Annotated in this window: 13 protein-coding genes and 1 pseudogene; 11 read left to right on the forward strand and 3 right to left on the reverse strand. The window is 66.8% G+C overall.

What is annotated here, in order from left to right:
• The 3 genes and pseudogenes from ABB30_RS11680 to ABB30_RS11690 all read left to right on the forward strand — a co-directional run.
• Positions 1-339, forward strand: a pseudogene (locus ABB30_RS11680) (integrase core domain-containing protein); the annotation flags it as partial.
• A 138-nt stretch (positions 340-477) separates the two neighbouring features.
• Positions 478-1,341 carry an alpha/beta hydrolase family protein gene (locus tag ABB30_RS15865; protein WP_161808860.1) on the forward strand — a complete coding sequence of 288 codons (864 nt, stop codon included), beginning with the start codon at positions 478-480 and terminating at the stop codon, positions 1,339-1,341.
• Between the two features lie 244 nt (positions 1,342-1,585).
• Positions 1,586-1,939, forward strand: coding sequence for a DUF4298 domain-containing protein (locus ABB30_RS11690; protein WP_057638496.1), 354 nt, complete (start codon positions 1,586-1,588; stop codon positions 1,937-1,939).
• 54 nt (positions 1,940-1,993) lie between these two features.
• Here the strand turns inward: ABB30_RS11690 and ABB30_RS11695 are convergent, their stop codons facing one another.
• The 3 genes from ABB30_RS11695 to ABB30_RS11705 form a co-directional block, all read right to left on the reverse strand.
• Positions 1,994-3,226: an MgtC/SapB family protein gene (locus ABB30_RS11695; RefSeq protein WP_057638497.1), complete on the reverse strand. Its 1,233-nt coding sequence runs from the start codon at positions 3,224-3,226 to the stop codon at positions 1,994-1,996.
• Positions 3,227-3,486: 260 nt separating this feature from the next.
• The gene (gene asd, locus ABB30_RS11700) at positions 3,487-4,329 is read right to left on the reverse strand and encodes an archaetidylserine decarboxylase (protein WP_057638498.1); all 843 of its coding nucleotides are present in this window, start codon (positions 4,327-4,329) and stop codon (positions 3,487-3,489) included.
• Complete coding sequence (locus ABB30_RS11705; protein WP_057638499.1) at positions 4,326-4,976, reverse strand: SCO family protein; 651 nt, start codon at positions 4,974-4,976, stop codon at positions 4,326-4,328. The genes asd and ABB30_RS11705 overlap by 4 nt, the downstream gene beginning before the upstream one ends.
• Positions 4,977-5,060: 84 nt before the next feature.
• Between ABB30_RS11705 and prmB the strand changes: the two genes are divergently transcribed.
• The 8 genes from prmB (at position 5,061) to ABB30_RS11745 (ending at position 14,587) form a co-directional block, all read left to right on the forward strand.
• Positions 5,061-5,987 carry a 50S ribosomal protein L3 N(5)-glutamine methyltransferase gene (prmB, locus tag ABB30_RS11710; protein ID WP_057638500.1) on the forward strand — a complete coding sequence of 309 codons (927 nt, stop codon included), beginning with the start codon at positions 5,061-5,063 and terminating at the stop codon, positions 5,985-5,987.
• Positions 5,984-7,087: a chorismate synthase gene (gene aroC / locus ABB30_RS11715; protein ID WP_057638501.1), complete on the forward strand. Its 1,104-nt coding sequence runs from the start codon at positions 5,984-5,986 to the stop codon at positions 7,085-7,087. The genes prmB and aroC overlap by 4 nt, the downstream gene beginning before the upstream one ends.
• A gap of 178 nt (positions 7,088-7,265) precedes the next feature.
• On the forward strand, positions 7,266-8,291 hold the full coding sequence (locus ABB30_RS11720) for an aspartate-semialdehyde dehydrogenase (protein WP_057638502.1): 1,026 nt from the start codon (positions 7,266-7,268) through the stop codon (positions 8,289-8,291).
• Between the two features lie 62 nt (positions 8,292-8,353).
• A complete protein-coding gene (locus ABB30_RS11725) occupies positions 8,354-10,318 on the forward strand; it encodes a FimV/HubP family polar landmark protein (RefSeq protein ID WP_057638503.1) in 1,965 nt (654 codons plus the stop codon).
• A 25-nt stretch (positions 10,319-10,343) separates the two neighbouring features.
• Positions 10,344-11,129 (forward strand): tRNA pseudouridine(38-40) synthase TruA, encoded by a 786-nt coding sequence (gene truA, locus ABB30_RS11730; protein ID WP_057638504.1) that lies wholly within the window; start codon positions 10,344-10,346, stop codon positions 11,127-11,129.
• On the forward strand, positions 11,126-11,794 hold the full coding sequence (locus tag ABB30_RS11735) for a phosphoribosylanthranilate isomerase (RefSeq protein WP_057638505.1): 669 nt from the start codon (positions 11,126-11,128) through the stop codon (positions 11,792-11,794). The genes truA and ABB30_RS11735 overlap by 4 nt, the downstream gene beginning before the upstream one ends.
• 145 nt (positions 11,795-11,939) lie before the next feature.
• The gene (locus tag ABB30_RS11740; RefSeq protein ID WP_057638506.1) at positions 11,940-12,620 is read left to right on the forward strand and encodes a hypothetical protein; all 681 of its coding nucleotides are present in this window, start codon (positions 11,940-11,942) and stop codon (positions 12,618-12,620) included.
• On the forward strand, positions 12,620-14,587 hold the full coding sequence (locus ABB30_RS11745) for a flotillin family protein (protein ID WP_057638507.1): 1,968 nt from the start codon (positions 12,620-12,622) through the stop codon (positions 14,585-14,587). Before ABB30_RS11740 ends, ABB30_RS11745 begins: the two co-directional genes overlap by 1 nt.
• Positions 14,588-14,682: the final 95 nt, after the last annotated feature.

Here is a 14,682-nt window from a genome sequence, read left to right on the forward strand (position 1 = left end):
CGTACCCATGGCTTGCCGCAAGTTGTACGGTCGGACAACGGGCCGGAATTTCTTGGGGAAGTATTCACCAGCTGGCTCAAGGCCAATGGGGTGGCGCTGCAGTACATCCAGCCAGGCAAACCCAATCAGAACGCCTTCATCGAACGTTTCAATCGCACTTTCCGCGAAGAAGTGCTCGACCGAAATCTTTACGCCCGTCTGGACGATGTACGCGAAGCCACCTACTGGTGGATGATCAATTACAACGAAGAGCGACCTCACGATTCGCTTGGCGGCATGAGTCCGGTCGAGTACCGCAACCAGTACGTCGAAGGTTCTACTTTTGAAGTGTCTGCTTGACGGGGGAGCTTACGTCTGCATCGCGCGTACTTCGATGACGCTCGAGTAAATTGGAGTAATGCCGGGCCTCGTCCGCTTGCAACCACGATCTGGTATCAGGCATCTGACGATAGTGTTGAGTCAGAGTGGAAAATTGGAGTGTTCCGCTTTGGTCGGAATGCACTGGATGCCCCGTTTGCGGATAACCGGAAGCGCCCGCTTGTAATCTTGTCCCACGGCACGGGCGGTAGCGCAGCACAGCTGTCATGGCTGGCTGAGAGCCTGGTTGCGGCCGGTTACTTGGTTGCTGGCGTCAATCATCACGGGAATACAGGGGCAGAGAGCGCCTCTTGGCCGCACGGCTTTGCTCTTCCCGCAGAGCGCGCTCGTGATATCTCCGTATTGATTGATCAATTGCTTGGCGACAAGGAGATCGCGCCGAACATCGATACTGATCGCATAGCTGTGGCGGGATTCTCGATTGGCGGATACAGCGCACTGGCCTCATCGGGCGCGCACTTCAAGGTGTCGGATAGGCAGCTGCGCTGCGCGAGCCAGTCAAGCAATCCTGTGTGTCAGCTTCCGCCGGAAGCTGGATTTACCGAGGCAGATATCCGCGTTCTGGCGAACTCAGACATTACGTTCAAGCAGGCTCTGGCGCGAGATGAGCATCCTGTCAGTGATTCGCGGATCCGGGTGGTTTATGCAATTGCCCCCGCGTTCCTGTCGTTGATGACCAAGGATGAATTTTCCCTGCTCGATGTTCCGACAAGAGTTGTCCTGGCCGAGAAGGATGAGCAAATTCTGATGGCCGAGACGCTCGATGTGCTGAGAGAGGGGCTTGCTGACGCCACTTCCATCACGATTCCCGACGCAGGGCATTATTCATTTTTGGCTTCATGCACCTTCAGGGGAAGGATTTTCTTGAGTGCCATTTGTAGGGACTCAAGCAAGATTGACCGCGACCAGTTGCACGCACGTATAGGCACTGACGCAGCAAGGTTCTTCGACGCCAAGCTGTGAGCGAGATGAGGCCTCGACGCCCCCCAACTTTGAGTCGCAGGCCGCTTTGCGAGTTCGCTGCATTGCCGGGTGATGCAGCCTGTTGCGGCAGCTTGTATCAGGCAAGGGACGTCATGCGGTACTGGCAAGCCGGTAATGATGCTGTTGCTGCCGCTCGTTGGCTGGTCCTGCTGGGCGCGCCTGCGCTTGTGCGGCAGCATGCTGTGATGTCGCCGGCCGGCGGTTTTGGTGCCGGGGTTCTGCGATGGCGGCCTGCGAACAGGGAAACATGACGATGGACAATGCGGATATTGAACAGCTGGTGCGCATGCAGCAGTTGTGTGACAGGGTCATCAGCAAGACCGAGGCGCTGGAGCCGGTACTGGAGGCCATTGCCGGGCTCAATAAGGACATCCAGCAGCTGGAGGCGATTTACGGCCAGGACTGGCTGCGCCTGCACGATGCGCTGCCAGCTGACGCGGATACGCCGGCCGGCCTGCTTGCCTGCATTGCGCCGGGCAGGTATTCGGTGCTGAGCCAGGACACGATCTGGGATGCCTTGCAGGCGGCGCGCCAAGCGCAGCTTGCATTGACCAAGAGGCTGGTAGCCGCGCTGTAGCACGCGGCTGGCCGCGGCTGCAGCCACTGCATGCGCCGTCAGTGGCTGGTCTGCTCAGCCCAGCAGCAGGCCAATGAGCGCGCCGGCCAGCATGGCCAACAGGCCGCTGCCGACCAGCAGGCCGTACCGGCGGCCGCCGGCGATGCAGGCAATCACGCCCTTGCTCAGGCAACTGGCGGCCAGCACGGCGATGATGCCGATGCTGGCCACCTGTACCGGCAGCTTGCCGATAGCGGCCAGTTGGGCCACGCCGGCGGCAGCGGCATGCACTTCGGCCAGGGCGACGATGATTGCGGCAGCCAGGGCGCCACTATGGCCAAACAGTTCTTCCAGCCAGGCCGCCAGCAGGGAAACCCCGGCGATCAGGCCGGCGATGAGCAGGGCCTGCTGGATCTTGAAGGCCTTGCCGTGGCCCGCCTGCGGCTGCAGGCCGCCATTGCTGTGGGCCTTGGCCAGCAGCCCGGCGATCACCAGCAGCAGGCCGCCCACGGCACCGGCAAAGGCCGCTGCACTGGCCTGCAGCAATGCTGGCGAGGCGGCGGCCACCACGGCCACGAACAACAGCAACGAGGCCAGGTTGGCGAGCAGGGCGGCGGCTGCGCTGGCGATGGTCAGTGCGCTGTGGTTGCGGGCCTGCTGGCCCATGCTGGTGACTGCAGCGGTGGAAGACGCAAAGCCGGCAAAGAAACCGGCAATGGCCAGGCCCCAGCGCGCACCGAGCAGGCGCTGGGCGAAGTGGCCGAACATGCCCACGGCCATGATCAGCACCACGATCTTCCACACCGTCATCGGGCTGACCACGCCCCAGCGGTCCAGTGGCTGCTCGGGCAGCAGGGGCATCACCACCAGGGCGGGAGCGGCCAGCATCAGGATGTCCTGGATTTCGCCCTCGCTGATCCATTCACGGCTGAGCTTCTGCAGCGGAGCCTTGGCCTGCAGCAGGATCGCCACCACCACCGCCAGGGCCGCGGCCAACGAGGCCTGGTGCGCCGCCAGGCCGCCGAGCAGGCAGGTCATCAGCAGGGCGATTTCACCGGTCAGGCCGGGGTCTTCGGCCACCGAGGCGCGGTAGGCAATCACGGTCAGTGCGGTGACGGCCAGCAACACGGCCACCATCACCCATGGCGAGAGCAGCCAGGCGGTGCAGCCGAGCAGGGCTACCAGGGCATGGGTACGGGTACCGGCAGGCAGCAGGTGGGGTGGCTGGGCGCGCTCGCGCACCACGCCGATCATCAGGCCGAGGCCCAGGGCGGTGAAGAGCGCGGTGCTGGCTTGGTTCCAATCCATGGGGGCTCGCAACAGAAGGTTCAGGCAGCGCGACAGCGACGCGTGCGGATTGTCGGCGCATCGGTACGGAAAGACAAAACCACCTGATGGTATGGATGCCCAGCGTGGGTTGCTGCGTGCGAGTGAGGGCGAGCGCTGCGTGGTGGTGGTTGCCGCTCATGGTGAGGGTCGTGCAGCTGGCAGCGCCGGAATGCGGTTGCCGCGGTCATCAAAAAGGCCGCCTTGCGGCGGCCTGGTGGCAGTGTCGAGCGATGCGGCGCTTACTTCAGGGTGGCCAGCTTCTGACCCAGTCGCACCGGGCTTTCGGCCTTGAGCTGAGGATTGAGCTCGGCCACGCCCGGGGGCAGCAGCACGATCACGGTGGAGCCGTAATTGAAGCGGGCCATTTCGGCGAACTTGTCCAGGCTGATGTTCTTGCCGCGCCAGTCCTTGCGGGTGATCTTGTCGCCATAGGCAGGGATTTCCTCGCCGCTCCAGACCGTCTCCACGCCGGAGACCAGCAGGGCGCCGACCATCACCTGCACCATCGGGCCGAATTCGGTGTCGAAATGGCAGACCAGGCGCTCGTTGCGGGCAAACAGGCGCGGCACGTTGGCCACGGCATCGGTGCCCACGCTGAACAGGCGGCCCGGCACATGCACGGTCTCGCGCAGGGTGCCGCGTACCGGCATGTGCACACGGTGGTAGTCACGCGGGGACAGATAGACGGTGGCGAACAGGCCATCGTTGAATGGCTTGGCATCGTTGGCATCGCCCAGCAGCTCGGCGGCGGTGAACGACTGCCCCTTGGCCTGGAAGATGCGGCCATCCTGGATCGGGCCGAGCTGGCTGATGTGGCCGTCGGCCGGCATCAGCAGGGCGCGGCGGTCCGGGTCGGCCTTGCGCGCGCCGGGCTTCAGGGCGCGGGTGAAGAAGGCATTGAAGCTGGGGTAGCTGCCCGGGTCCGGGTTGGCGGCCTCGTCCATGTTGACGCCGAACTTCTCGATCACCGTGTTGATCAGCAGCTGCGACATCTTCGGGTCGGTGGAATAGGCCAGGCGGCGCGCCCAGGCGGAGAGCAGGCGGTGCGGCAGGACGTAGGTCAGGGTGGTTACCAGACTCATGGGGCGGTCTTCTTGGTCAGTTCGGTCAGGTCGGCGGCGATGGTCGCCGCAGTGAAGGGGGGGCGGATCAACCCGGCCAGGCGGCCTTGCGGGTCCAGCACGGCCAGGCCGGCGGAGTGGTCCACGCTGTAGTCGTCCGGGTTGGTGGCAAAGCTGTCGCCTTCGGCCTTGCGGAACACAAAGCCCAGCGAGGTGGCGAACTTCTCCAGGGCCGGCAGCTCGCCGGTGGCGGCCAGGGTGTCGGCATGGAAGGCATGGGCGTATTCACCCAGGCGCGCCGGGGTGTCACGTTCCGGGTCCACCGACACCAGCAGCAGGCGCGGGCGCACCGAATCGGGCAGGGCGCGCCATTGCTGCTGGGCCCCGGCCAGCTCCATCAGGGTGGTCGGGCAGATGTCCGGGCAGGTGGTGAAGCCCAGAAACACCAGGGTCCAGTGGCCGCGCAGCTCGCCGGGCACCAGGCGGGTGCCGTCGGACTGGGCCAGGTTGTACTCGGGCAGTTCGCGCGGGCTGGCGTACCAGGTGATGCTGGCGGTGGCCCCGGCATGTTCGGGCGCAGGGCGGTTGAATACCTTGTTGCCGGCCACCAGCCCGAGCCCGGCGATCAGGGCCAGGGCCAGGATGATGATCGAATTGCGGTTGAACATGGGTCCGTTTCCTGTGCAACGAAGCGCTCAATATACCGGGGTGGCCCCTATAATCGGCGGTTCTATTGCTTACGACGTACCGCCATGACCAGCCAGGTTGCCGCGCAACTCCACACGATCATCGACCTGATCCGCTACGGCGCCAGCCGTTTCAACGCCGCCGGGCTGACCTTCGGCCACAGCTACGACAACGCCCTGGACGAGGCCACCAGCCTGGTGCTGCACGCTCTGCACCTGCCGCCGGACCTGGGCCCGGCCTACGGCGCGGCGCGCCTGCTGGACGATGAGAAGGCCAACATCCTGGGCCTGTTCGAGCGCCGCATCAACGAGCGCGTACCGGCGGCCTACATCAACGGCGAGGCCTGGTTTGCCGGCCTGAACTTCATCAGCGACGAGCGCGCCCTGGTGCCGCGCTCGCCGATCGCCGAGCTGATCCTGGGCGGTTTCGAGCCGTGGCTGGCCGGCCGCGAGGTGACCCGTGCGCTGGACCTGTGCACCGGCTCGGGCTGCATCGCCATCGCCATGGGCCACTACTACCCGAACTGGCAGGTGGACGGCAGCGACATCAACGATGCCGCGCTGAGCCTGGCCCACGAAAACCGCGAGCGCCTGCTGGCGCACAACGTGGAGATCCTCAAGTCCGACCTGTTCAACGGCCTGGATGGGCGCGTGTACGAGCTGATCGTGACCAACCCGCCGTATGTGACCAACCAGGAAACCGACGAGCTGCCGGATGAATACCGTCACGAGCCGGAACTGGCCCTGCGCGCCGGTGACGATGGCCTGGACCTGGTGCTGAAGATCCTGCGTGATGCCCCCGACCACCTCACCGAAGACGGCCTGCTGATCTGCGAAGTGGGTGATTCAGAACAGCACGTCAATGCGCTGCTGCCGGAGCTGGAGCTGGCCTGGATCGAGTTCAAGGTCGGCCAGATGGGCATCTTCGCCGTGGAGGCCAGCGAGCTGCGCCGCCACCACGCCCGCATCGCCGAACTGGCTGCTGCCCGATGAGTGCCAACTCCTTCGGCAAACTGCTCACTGTCACCACCTTTGGTGAGTCCCACGGTCCGGCCATTGGTTGTGTGATCGACGGATGCCCCCCGGGGCTGGCGATCAGCCCGGAGGAGTTCAGCGCCGACCTGCAGCGCCGGGCCACCGGCCGCTCGCGGCATACCTCCCAGCGCCGCGAGCTGGACGAGGTGGAAATCCTGTCCGGGGTGTACGAGGGCCTGACCACCGGCACCCCGATCGCCCTGCTGATCCGCAACACCGACCAGCGCAGCAAGGATTACAGCAACATCGCCGCCCAGTTCCGCCCGGGCCATGCCGACTATGCCTACTGGCACAAGTACGGCATCCGTGACCCGCGCGGTGGCGGCCGTTCCTCGGCCCGCGAGACCACCATGCGCGTGGCCGCCGGCGTGATCGCCAAGAAGTGGCTGGCCCAGCGCTACGGGGTGAGCGTGCGCGGCTACCTGTCCCAGCTGGGGCCGCATCGCCCGGCCGGGTTTGACTGGTCGGCGGTGGAGGACAACCCGTTCTTCTGGCCCGACGCGGCCCAGGTGGGCGAGCTGGAAACCTATATGGACGCCCTGCGCAAATCCGGCGATTCGGTCGGTGCGCGGGTGGACGTGGTGGCCGACGGTGTACCGGCCGGCTGGGGCGAGCCGATCTACGGCAAGCTCTCGGCCGAACTGGCCAGCGCCCTGATGAGCATCAATGCGGTCAAGGGCGTGGAAATCGGTGACGGTTTCGACTCGGCCGCCCAGTTGGGCACCGAGCACCGCGACCTGATCACCCCGGCCGGCTTTGCCTCCAACCATGCCGGCGGCATCCTCGGCGGCATTGCCACCGGGCAGCCGATCCGCGTGTCGCTGGCGCTCAAGCCGACCTCGTCCCTGCGCTTGCCAGGCGAGAGCGTGGACACCGCCGGCAACTCGATCCAGGTGGTGACCACCGGCCGCCACGACCCCTGCGTGGGCATCCGTGCCACCCCGATTGCCGAGGCCATGGTCGCCCTGGTGCTGATGGACCAGGCCCTGCGCCACCGCGCCCAGTGCGGCGATGTCGGTGCGGTGGCCCCGCAGATTCCCGGCCGCATCGATGGCTGAGGCGCTGGCTCCGGCCAACGTCGTGCTGCCGGCGGCCACGCCGGTGGCCTTGCTGTGTGCGATCGCTGCGGGGCAGCTGCCGGGCAACAAACGATAGGGGGCCGTGCTGGTCGTGTGGCGGCTCCCCGAACCTGGTTCCTGTTGCGCCTTCTTCCTCTCCCCCTTTTGAGTGTTCCCCATGAGCAATGCATCCCGTCAGTTCCATGTTGCCGTTGTCGGCGCCACCGGTGCGGTCGGCCAGACCATGCTGGCCATCCTGGCCGAGCGTGCTTTCCCGGTCGGCAAGTTGAGCGTGCTGGCCTCGGCCCGTTCGGCCGGCAACAGCATCGAATTCAACGGCGACAAGGTCACCGTGCAGGACCTGGCCAGCTTCGACCCGGCCGGGGTGGACATCGCCCTGTTCTCGGCCGGTGGTGACATCTCCACCGAGTACGCACCGAAGTTTGCCGCTGCCGGGGCTGTGGTGATCGACAACTCCTCGGCTTTCCGCTACCAGGACGACGTGCCGCTGGTGGTGAGCGAAGTGAACCCGGAGATGGTCAAGCAGCGCCCGCGCGGCATCATCGCCAACCCGAACTGCTCGACCATGCAGCTGATGCCGGTGCTGGCGCCGATCCACCGCGAGGCCGGCATCGAGCGCGTCAACATCGCCACCTACCAGTCCGTTTCCGGTGCCGGCCAGACCGGCATGGAAGAGCTGGGCAAGCAGACCGCCCAGCTGCTGGGCTTCCAGCCGGCCGAGGCGAAGAAGTTCCCGGTGCAGATCGCCTTCAACCTGATCCCGCACATCGATGCCTTCCTGGACAACGGCTACACCAAGGAAGAGATGAAGCTGGTCTGGGAAACCCGCAAGATCCTGGGCGATGACAGCATCCAGGTGAACCCGACCGCGGTGCGCGTGCCGGTGTTCTACGGCCACTCCGAGGCGGTGCACCTGGAAACCCGCGAAAAGATCTCCCTGGAGCGCGTGCGCGAGCTGCTCGCCGCCGCACCGGGTGTGGAAGTGGTCGATACCCGGCAGGCCGGTGGCTACCCGACCCCGGTGACCCATGCCTCGGGCAATGACCCGGTCTACGTGGGCCGCCTGCGCGAGGACATCTCCCATCCGCGTGGCCTGGCCATGTGGGTGGTGGCCGACAACATCCGCAAGGGCGCCGCGCTCAATGCGGTGCAGCTGGCCGAACTGGTCGCTGCCGAAGGCTGAGCCTGCAGGGCAACCGGCGCACAGGCGTATGCCTGACGCCGGTTGCTGGGTATATTGACGCGATGAATACACCGGCACGGGGCGCCAGACGCCCGCTTCAAGGCGCGATGGCGCTGGTCCTGGCATTGAGTTCCAACGCCGCCCTGGCCCTGGGCCTGGGCGATATCCGGGTGCTGTCCCAGCCCGGCCAGCCGCTGCTGGCGGAAATTCCGGTGGTCAGCGCCGACCCCGGCGAGCTGGAAGCGGCAAAGGTGGCCCTGGCCTCGCCGGCCACCTTTGCCCGTGTCGGGTTGGAGCGGCCGAGTGGTTTGATCAGCACCCTGCAGTTCGGTTTTGCCACCGACGCGCAGGGGCGCGCAGTGATCCGGGTGACCAGCCCGGCTGCCGTCGAGGTGCCGGTAGTCAGCTTCCTGATCGAAGTGGACTGGGGCCGTGGCCGCCTGGTGCGCGAATATTCGGCCCTGGTCGATCGCCCGCATACGGCGCAGGCCATCGATGCCCCGCAGATCCAGGCGCCGAGCCTGGCACCGTCCAATGCCATCGTGCGCGAGCCCAGTGCTGCCCCGGTTGAGGGCGTGCAGCGTGTGGCACCGTCGCCGGCTCCTGCGCCGGCCCCGGCTCCGGCCGTGGCCGCCAGCCCGGTACGTGCTGCGGCGCCCGCCGCAGCGGCGATCACGACCGCCGACGGCACGCTGACCGTGCAGTCCGGGCAGACCCTGTCGCAGATCGCCAGCAACCTGGCCCGTGGCAGCAATGCCAGCCTGGACCAGACCATGGTGGCCCTGTTGCAGGCCAACCCGCAGGCCTTCATCGGCGGCAACATCCATCGCCTGCGCAGTGGTGCCCGGCTCGAGTTGCCCGACGCCCAGGCCCTGGCCAGCGTCGGTGCGGCCCAGGCGCGGGCCATCGTGCGCGAGCAGACCGGCCAGTGGCAGCAGGCGCGTGCGCCGATGCCGCAACCGGCAGTCGGCGAGTCGGCCGCATCGGCGGCGGTTGCTGACAAGCCCGCCCAGAACACGGCGGCCACCACCGGTGCCCGCCTGGAAATTGCCCCGGCCGCAGCCGTGGATGGAGCCGCTACGGCGAGCGTATCGGGCACCCAGAGCGGTGCCCAGGGAGACATGCTGGTGAGTGAGCAACTGCGTCAGGCCCAGGAAGACCTGGCCACCCGTGATGCCGAACTTGCCGAGCTGCGTGAGCGCGTGGCCGAGCTGGAAAAGCTGCGCGAGCAGCAGTCGGCGTTGATTGCGTTGAAAGACAATGAAATGGCCGCGGCGCAGAAGCAGGTGGCCGACAGTGCGCCCGCGCCGTCCGAGGGTGGCGCCGGTTGGCTCTGGGGTGGCGGCCTGTTGTTGATCGGTGCCGCCGCGGCAGCTTGGTTTGCCCGTCGCCGCAAGCCCTCGCCGTTGCCGCCCTTGGCCCCCACCGCTGAGCCTGGGCCACACATGCCTGATCAGGACGCGTCCGATCAGGACATGCTCGATCAGGACATGCCCGAACATGATCTTGCGTCGGCCCCCAAGGGGGTGGATGCCGAGCAGATGATTGCCGCCCTGCGCGGTGATGCCGTGGTGCCTGCCACCGACGTGCGTGCGGTGTTGCCTGCAGTACCGGAGCAGGTGACGCGCGTCGAACCGGTGTGGCAGCAGTCCCCGGCGGCGGTCCACGAGGATTTGGCCGCACCGCCGCGTGCTGCCGACGAGGTGTTTGATCCGTTCCTGCCGCCGGCCGCCGAACTGGAGCCGGAGCTGGCGCTGCAGCCGGCCGCCGTGATCGAATCCGCGCCGCCGGCCCAGCCGGTTGCAGAGGACGCCGAGCCGGCAGTTCCGGTGTGGGAATTGCCGGAGCAGCAGGCCAGCCCCGCCAGCCTGCCGCAGCCGGGCAGCCGCGAGCGCCTGGAACTGGCCATTGCCTATCTGGACCTGGGCGATGCCCCGACTGCCCGCAACCTGCTCGAAGAGGTCGTCGCTTCCGGTGATGCCGCCTCGCGTGCGCAGGCGCTGGAGCTGCTGGGGCGTCTGGGTTGAGCCACGTTACAGGCAGGAAGCAGTGATGCGTTACGCAGCAGGCATTGAATACGACGGCAGCGCGTTCAAGGGCTGGCAGTTCCTGGGCGAGGGTGGGCCGAGCGTACAGGCCGCACTGGAGCAGGCACTGTCCTCGGTGGCCGATGCCCCGGTGTCGGTGATGTGCGCCGGGCGCACCGATGCCGGCGTGCACGGCCAGTGCCAGGTCGTGCATTTTGATACCGAGGTGGTGCGTGACCCACGCGCCTGGACCCTGGGCACCAGCACCCGGTTGCCGCCGGAAGTGGCGGTGCGCTGGTGCCAGCCGGTCGATGCGGACTTCCATGCCCGCTTCTCCGCCCGCGCGCGGCGTTACCGCTACCGGATCATGAACCGCTCCGTGCGTCCGGCCCTGGGGCGGCAGTTGCTCAGCTGGGAGCGGCGTCCGCTCGATGCCGATGCCATGCACCAGGCGGCGCAGTTGCTGCTCGGTGAAAACGATTTTTCCGCCCTGCGCAGCGCCGAGTGCCAGGCCGCCCATGCCCGCCGCGAGATGCAGCGCATCAGCGTGACCCGCGAGGGCGAGGTGGTGGAGGTGCAGGTACAGGCCAATGCCTTCCTGCACCACATGGTGCGCAACATCGTCGGCTCGCTGTGCATGATCGGTGCCGGTGAGCGGCCGGTGGAATGGATGGGCGAGGTGCTGGCCGGGCGCGACCGGACCAAGGCCGGGCCGACTGCGCCGGCGGCAGGCCTGGTGTTTCTGGGGCCGCTGTACCCGGCGATCTGGCAATTGCCGGATGAAGTCACCGACGCGGCCCTGCAGCCATGAGCCTGGGCCGCACCCGGATCAAGTTCTGTGGCATGACCCGCGCCGGTGATGTGCGTCTGGCCGCCGAGCTGGGGGTGGATGCGGTCGGCCTGATCTTTGCTGCCGGCAGCAAGCGCCTGCTCAACATCGCCGAGGCCCGGGTGGTGCGCGCGGCGGTGCCGCCGCTGGTGGATGTGGTTGCCCTGTTCCGCAACAACAGCCGTGACGAGGTGCGCGAGGTGATGCGCAGCGTGCGGCCGAGCCTGCTGCAGTTCCACGGTGAGGAAGACGAGGCGTTCTGTGCCGGCTTCCAGATGCCCTGGCTCAAGGCCGTGGCGATGGGCGGCAACGAGCCGGTCACCGGCAAGGAGCTGCTGCAGCGTTATCCCGGTGCCAGCGGCCTGCTGCTGGACAGCCATGCGCCGGGCGGCTCGGGTGGCAGCGGCATGGCCTTTGACTGGAGCCAGGTGCCCGGCGGCCTGCACCGGCCGTTCCTGCTGGCCGGCGGCATCGGCCCGGACAATGTGTACGAGGCGGTGACGCGCACCCGCCCGTGGGGCGTGGATGTGTCCAGCGGGATCGAGCATTCGCCCGGGATCAAGGACGGGGAGAAGATGCGCCGCTTCGTCGAACAGGTACGTCTGGCCGACCAGACATTGATGACGGCATCGCCTTCGCCGGCTTGAGCGCGGTCACAGTTTGCCGGCGGCAGGTATGCCGCATGATCCATGCTTGAACTATGATCGGGGACTGGCTGCGCAAGGAGATGGCGCGGCCAGATCCATGGCCGTGCGCCATGGCCGGCCCTGAATACGGTCACATGGAGGTTGGATGCAGCAGTTCCTGCAGGTTGTGTTGTCCTACCCGACGCTGCCGCTGAGCATCGTGCTCAGTGTGTGCCTGCTGTACTGGCTGCTGATGGCCACCGGCCTGCTGGGCGACGGGCTGGATTTCGGCCTTGCCGATGGCGTGGAGGCCGAGGGCATTGCCCATGCCGTGGCCGCCGTGCTCGGCCGCCTGGGCCTGACCGGTGCACCGCTGATGCTGGTGCTGACCCTGCTGGTTTTCTTTTCCTGGACGCAGGTCTACCTGCTGCAGCTGTTGCTGTTGCAGGCCATGCCGGGGTTCTGGCGTTTGGCGCTGGGCAGCCTGGGCTTGCTGCTGGCGCCGCTGCCTGCGGCCTTTGCCACGGCACTGGTGCTGCGGCCTTTCCGCCGGATGTGGCTGCGTGCCGGCTCCACTGGCGTGCAGCAGCTGCTGGGCCGCACCGGGGTGGTGATTTCTGCCGCGGTCACGGCCGATGAAGGGCGCGCAAGCGTGGCCGATGGCGGGGCCGGCCTGGTCCTGCAGGTACGCAGCCGTGACGGCGCGTACCTGTCGCGCGGCCAGGCGGTGATGCTGGTGGAGTACGACCGCCAGGCCTATTGCTATTACGTGATTGCAGCCGATGCCCTGGAACAGGCGCCGGCTCCGGTTGGCTTACTTGAATCTGGCGACAAGGAGAGTGGTTGATGAGCATGGCGGTGTATGCCCCCTTCGTGGTGGGCGTGGGTGGCGTGGTGGTGGTGCTGGTCGGCATTGCCGGCCTGTTCAAGGCGTTCTATCGCAAGGTCGACCAGGGCGTTGCGCTGATCGTCAACGACATGAGTGCCACGCCCAAGGTGCACTTCACCGGTGCCCTGATCGTGCCGGTGCTGTACCGGGCCGAGCTGATGCGGATCAGCCTGATTACCCTGCAGGTGGACCGCCGTGGCAAGGAAGGCCTGATCTGCCGTGACAACATGCGGGCCGACATCGCGGTGGCGTTCTACCTGCGCGTCAACGAGACCCAGGAAGACGTGCTGCGCGTGGCCAAGGCCATCGGTGCGGACCGCGCTTCGGACAAGCATGCGGTCGATGAGCTGTTCAATGCCAAGTTCTCCGAGGCGCTGAAGACGGTCGGCAAGAAGTTCGAATTCACCGAGCTGTTCGAAAAGCGCCAGGAGTTCCGCGACGAGATCATCAAGGTGATCGGCAACGACCTCAACGGCTATGTGCTGGAGGACGTGGCCATCGATTACCTGGAGCAGACGCCCAAGGCCCTGCTGGACCAGAGCAACATCCTGGACGCCGAAGGCATCCGCAAGATCACCGAACTGACCGCGCGCCAGAACGTGATCACCAACGAGCTGGAGCAGAACGAAAAGCTGGCCATCAGCAAGAAGAACGTGGAGGCCCGCGAGGCCCTGCTGGCGCTGGAGCGGCAGCAGGCCGAGGCCGAGGCACGCCAGCAGCGCGAGGTGCAGACCATGCGCGCGCGCGAGGAGGCCGAAACGCTCAAGGTGCAGGAAGAGCAGCGCCAGCTGGCTGAAAATGCCCGCATCGAGGCCCAGCAGCTGATCGACATCCGTGAGCAGAACCGCCTGCGCGAGGTCGAGGTGGCCGAACAGAACCGCCAGCGTGCGGTGACCATCGAGGCCGAGCGGGTGGAGCGTGCGCGCCAGCTGGAACAGGTGACCACCGAGCGCGAGGTCCAGCTGCAGGGCGTGGAGCGTGACAAGGTGGTCGAGCAGGGCCGCATGGACGTGGCCAACATCACCCGCGAGCGCATCTCCATCGACAAGACCGTGGCCCAGGAAGAGGAGCGCATCAAGGAAGTGCGCCAGGTGTCCGAGGCCGACCGCCTCAAGCAGGTGACCATCCTGGAGGCCGAGGCCAAGGCCCAGGAAGCCCTGGTGCGCGAGGTCAAGGAAGCGCAGGCACGTGAAACCTCGGCCCGGCACAAGGCGGTGGAAATCACCACCCTGGCCCAGGCCGAGTTCGAGGCATCGGGCAAGCAGGCCGAAGCCAAGAAGCTGCTGGCCGAAGGTATCCGCGCCGAGCGCGCGGCGCCGGGCCTGGCCGATGCGCAGGTGCGCGAGGCCGGTGCCCTGGCCATCGAAAAGATCGGCGTGGCCGAGGCGCGGGTGATCGAGGCCAAGGCCGATGCCAACCTCAAGCAGGGCAGTACCGATGCCCAGGTGCTCACCCACAACCTGCAGGCCAAGGCGCAGGGCGAGGAGGCCATGGGCCGGGCCAAGGCAGCAGCTGCCGAGTCGATCGGCACGGCCGAAGCCAGCGTGGTGGAAAAGCGCCTGTTTGCCGAAGCCGAGGGCCTGACCCGCAAGTTCCAGGCCATCGATGCGCTCAGCGACAAGGCGCGTGGGCATGAGGAATTCCGCATGATGCTCGATACCAGCCTGAAGCAGGCGCTGGCCTCGATCGACGCCGGCAAGGAAGTGTCCAAGGAAAATGCCGAGGTCATTGCCACCGCACTGCGCAATGCCGATATCGATCTGGTCGGCGGCGACGGCGGCATGTTCGAGAACCTGATCAAGGCGGTATCGCTGGGCAAGTCGATCGAGGGGCTGGTGGACAAGAGCCCGATCGTGCAGGACCTGATGCAGCGCTATCTGGGCGTGGCCCGGCCGCAGGCGCTGGATCTGGACAAGGCCGACTGAGCCGTCGGCATGGCGTGCCACGCCCGGCCGGGCGTGGCGGTTTTCCTGCGGCAGGCCGCTGGCCGCCGCTGTTGTTGGCCAGGCAGGAAGCGTAG

It is taken from the genome of Stenotrophomonas ginsengisoli, from assembly GCF_001431485.1.
In the GTDB taxonomy this organism is placed as follows: Bacteria; Pseudomonadota; Gammaproteobacteria; order Xanthomonadales; family Xanthomonadaceae; genus Stenotrophomonas; species Stenotrophomonas ginsengisoli.

Excerpts from the sequence above, each read along its gene's own strand:
- ABB30_RS11690 (WP_057638496.1), top strand. The coding sequence starts at position 1,586 with ATGGCGGCCTGCGAACAGGGAAACATGACGATGGACAATGCGGATATT.
- ABB30_RS11695 (WP_057638497.1), bottom strand. The coding sequence starts at position 3,226 with ATGGATTGGAACCAAGCCAGCACCGCGCTCTTCACCGCCCTGGGCCTC.
- asd (WP_057638498.1), bottom strand. The coding sequence starts at position 4,329 with ATGAGTCTGGTAACCACCCTGACCTACGTCCTGCCGCACCGCCTGCTC.
- ABB30_RS11705 (WP_057638499.1), bottom strand. The coding sequence starts at position 4,976 with ATGTTCAACCGCAATTCGATCATCATCCTGGCCCTGGCCCTGATCGCC.
- prmB (WP_057638500.1), top strand. The coding sequence starts at position 5,061 with ATGACCAGCCAGGTTGCCGCGCAACTCCACACGATCATCGACCTGATC.
- aroC (WP_057638501.1), top strand. The coding sequence starts at position 5,984 with ATGAGTGCCAACTCCTTCGGCAAACTGCTCACTGTCACCACCTTTGGT.
- ABB30_RS11720 (WP_057638502.1), top strand. The coding sequence starts at position 7,266 with ATGAGCAATGCATCCCGTCAGTTCCATGTTGCCGTTGTCGGCGCCACC.
- ABB30_RS11725 (WP_057638503.1), top strand. The coding sequence starts at position 8,354 with ATGAATACACCGGCACGGGGCGCCAGACGCCCGCTTCAAGGCGCGATG.
- truA (WP_057638504.1), top strand. The coding sequence starts at position 10,344 with ATGCGTTACGCAGCAGGCATTGAATACGACGGCAGCGCGTTCAAGGGC.
- ABB30_RS11735 (WP_057638505.1), top strand. The coding sequence starts at position 11,126 with ATGAGCCTGGGCCGCACCCGGATCAAGTTCTGTGGCATGACCCGCGCC.
- ABB30_RS11740 (WP_057638506.1), top strand. The coding sequence starts at position 11,940 with ATGCAGCAGTTCCTGCAGGTTGTGTTGTCCTACCCGACGCTGCCGCTG.
- ABB30_RS11745 (WP_057638507.1), top strand. The coding sequence starts at position 12,620 with ATGAGCATGGCGGTGTATGCCCCCTTCGTGGTGGGCGTGGGTGGCGTG.